Consider the following 3,431-nt stretch of genomic DNA (forward strand, 5'->3'; position numbering starts at 1 on the left):
CCTGGTCGCGGGCACCGCGGTGGTCGACCGCAGGGTCGTGGGCGGCGCGACCGGCGGTGTCGCGGCGGCGATCGGGCTCCTGTCCGCCCGCGGCCGACTCCTGCAATCCGGACTCACCCGCTCCTACGCGCTGTACATGCTCCTCGGCGCGGCCCTGATGATCGCCGCCATGTCGGCCGGAGGTGTGCTGTGAACGGGCTCGGTCTGCTCTCCGCGCTGTGGCTCACGCCGCTGATCGGCGCCCTCGTCGTCGTCATCCTCCCCTCCGGCGCGCGACGCGCGGCCAGGCCCCTCGCCCTGGCCACCTCCCTCGTCGTGCTGGCGGTGGCGGTCGCGCTCGCGGTGGGGTTCGACCCCGGCGGCGAGACCCACCAGTTCGTCGAGTCCCGCCCGTGGATCCCCGCCTTCGGCGCCTCCTACACGCTCGGACTCGACGGGATCGCGCTGGTGCTGGTCCTGCTCACGGCCGCCCTCATGCCACTGCTCCTGCTGGCCGGGTGGCACGACGTCGCCGCGTCCGACAGCCGCCGCGCGCAGGCGTACCCGGCGCTGATGCTGGCCACGCAGGGGTTGGCGCTGGTGGCGTTCACCAGTCTGGACGTGCTGCTGTTCTACGTCGCGTTCGAGGCGATGCTCATCCCGCTGTACTTCCTCATCGGCGGCTTCGGCCGCAGCGATTCCAGCGGGGCCGACCGGGCGGCGGCGGCCGTGCGGTTCCTCATCTACAACCTCCTCGGCGGCCTGGTCATGCTCGTCGCGGTGATCGGGCTGTACGTGCTCACCGCCCGTGCCGGAATCGGGCCCGACAACGGTGGGACGTTCGACTACCGCCTCATCACCGCGGCCGTGGCGGACGGCCGGCTCGAGTTCACGACCGGCGTGGCGCTGCTGATGTTCGCGGCCTTCACCCTGGCCTTCGCGATCAAGGCGCCGCTGTGGCCGTTCCACACCTGGCTGCCCGGCGCGGCCGTGGCCGCGACGCCCGCCTCCGCGGTGCTGATGATGGCGGTCGTGGACAAGGTCGGCACGTTCGCGATGCTGCGCTACAGCCTGCCGCTGTTCCCGGACGCGGCCGCCACGGCGGCGCCGGTGCTCGTCACGCTGGCGGTGATCAGCATCGTCTACGGCGGCGTGATGGCCATCGCCCAGACCGACCTGCTCCGGTTGATCGCCTACGCCTCCATCTCCCACTTCGGGTTCATCATCCTGGGGATCTTCGCGCGCACGGAGCAGTCCGCGGCCGGGTCGGCGCTCTACATGGTCAACCACGGCGTCGCCACGGCCGCACTGTTCCTGGTGGCCGGGTTCCTCGTCCGCCGGCACCGCATCCGCGAGATCGGCTACTACGGCGGCGTACAGCAGGTCGCGCCCGTGATGGCCGGGACGTTCCTCATCGCCGGCCTGGCCACGCTCTCGCTGCCCGGGCTGGCCCCGTTCGTCAGCGAGTTCCTGGTGTTCGTCGGGACCTTCGGCCCGTACCCGGTGGCCGCCGTGCTCGCCACGAGCACCTTCGTCCTGGCGGCGATCTACATCCTCTGGACCTACCAGCGGGTGATGGGCGGACCCCCGGCACCCGGGCTCGCGCGGACATCGGATCTCGACGCCCGGGAACTCGTGGTGGTGATCCCGCTGGTGGTGGCGCTGATCGTGCTGGGCTTCTACCCGCAGCCGGCGTTGGACGTGATCGAACCGGCGGTCGCCCACACCGTCGCACTGGTGGGAGGAACCCGATGACCCCGGAGATCGCGTACGGATCGCTCGCGCCGCTGCTCGTGGTGTTCGGCGCGGGGATCGTCAGCGTGCTGGTGGAGGCGTTCGTCCCCGCCCGGCGCCGCTATGCCACACAGATGGTCGTCTACCTGGGCGGTCTCGCCGCCGCGCTCGCCTCGGTGGTCCTCCTGGCCGGGACCAGGATCGTCACGGCCGAGGGGGCGGTCGCCGTCGACGGCCCGGCGCTGTTCCTGCAGGGCCTCACGGTGCTCGTCGCCCTCGGCGCCGGCCTGCTGATCGGTGAGCGCACCGTCATCCCGTCCGCCTCCCGCAGGAAGGTGCTCGCGGGCTTCGCCCCCCAGGCCGCCGTGGCCCCCGGCGGCTCGGGCGAACGCGACGCCGAACGCGCCGGGTTCACCCAGACCGAGGTCTTCCCGCTCGCGCTGTTCGCCACGGGTGGCCTCATGCTGTTCCCCGCGGCGAACGACCTGATCACGCTGTTCATCGCGCTGGAGGTGCTCTCCCTGCCGCTGTATGTGCTGTGCGGGATGGCCCGGCGACGGCGGTTGCTCTCGCAGGAGGCCGCGGTCAAGTACTTCCTCCTGGGCGCGTTCTCCTCGGCGTTCTTCGTCTATGGCGTCGCGCTGGTGTACGGGTACGCCGGGACCGTGGACTTCCGAGGGATAGCCGACGTCGTGGAGGCCGAGGGCGCCAGCCCGCTGATCCTCATCGGCGTGGCCATGATGTCGGTGGGCCTGCTGTTCAAGGTCGGCGCCGTGCCGTTCCACACCTGGACGCCCGACGTCTACCAGGGCGCGCCCACCGCGATCACCGCGTTCATGGCCGCCGGCACCAAGGTCGCCGCGTTCGGCGCGATCCTGCGCTTCTTCCACACCGCGGTGCCGGGGCTCGAGGCGGACTGGGCGCCCGTGCTGTGGGTGATCGCGGCGCTGACGATGATCGTCGGGACGATCGTGGGCGTCGCGCAGAACGACGTCAAGCGGCTCCTGGCCTACTCCTCCATCGCCCACGCCGGGTTCCTGCTCACCGGGGTGATCGCGGTCCAGGCCGCCGGGGCGACCGCGATGCTGTTCTACCTCGCGGCGTACGCCGTCAGCACGGTGGGCGTGTTCGCGGTGGCCGGGCTGGTCCGGGACGCCGACGGCGCCGAGATCAGCGACCTGCGGGCCTGGTCCGGACTCGGTCGGCGTCAGCCGCTGGTGGCGGGCGCGTTCGCGGTGCTGCTGCTGGCCCTGGCGGGGATCCCGCTGACCAGCGGGTTCATCGCCAAGTTCGCCGTGTTCTCGGCGGCCGTGGCCGGGGGCGCGGTGACCCTGGTGGTGATAGGCGTGCTCGCCAGCGCGATCGCGGCCTCGTTCTACGTGCGCGTGATCGTGATGATGTTCTTCCGCGACGCCGATTCCGGCGGCTCGGGCGAGGGCGGCTCGGGCTCTGGGGGCTCGGGTGGCGCTGGCTCGGGGGGCTCGGGGGGCTCGGCTGGCGCCGGCTCGGGCGTGGCGTTCGCCCGCCAACCGGTGACCCTGGCCGTGGTCGCGACCGCCGCGGTGCTCACGCTGGCACTGGGGATCGCCCCACAGCCGCTTCTCGATCTGGCAGAGGCCGCCTCGGCGTTCGCCTGGTGAGCCTCAGTCCTCGTCGAGAAGAGCGTTCCGCCCGCATCTGCCGAGGTGGTCTCCAGGAGCTAGCGCAACACCCTGACT

Annotated in this window: 3 protein-coding genes; all 3 read left to right on the plus strand. The window is 72.0% G+C overall.

Annotated elements, in window-relative coordinates:
* Positions 1-193: hypothetical protein (locus tag G6028_RS08880; protein WP_182658664.1), on the plus strand; the 193-nt coding region annotated here is incomplete at its 5' end.
* Positions 190-1,734 (plus strand): NADH-quinone oxidoreductase subunit M, encoded by a 1,545-nt coding sequence (locus G6028_RS08885; protein ID WP_182658665.1) that lies wholly within the window; start codon positions 190-192, stop codon positions 1,732-1,734. The genes G6028_RS08880 and G6028_RS08885, both read left to right, overlap by 4 nt.
* Positions 1,731-3,353 carry an NADH-quinone oxidoreductase subunit NuoN gene (nuoN, locus tag G6028_RS08890; protein ID WP_182658666.1) on the plus strand — a complete coding sequence of 541 codons (1,623 nt, stop codon included), beginning with the start codon at positions 1,731-1,733 and terminating at the stop codon, positions 3,351-3,353. Before G6028_RS08885 ends, nuoN begins: the two co-directional genes overlap by 4 nt.
* The last annotated feature ends 78 nt before the right edge of the window (positions 3,354-3,431 follow it).

Origin of the sequence: Dietzia cercidiphylli (genome assembly GCF_014145145.1) — a bacterium.
GTDB lineage: Bacteria > Actinomycetota > Actinomycetes > Mycobacteriales > Mycobacteriaceae > Dietzia > Dietzia natronolimnaea.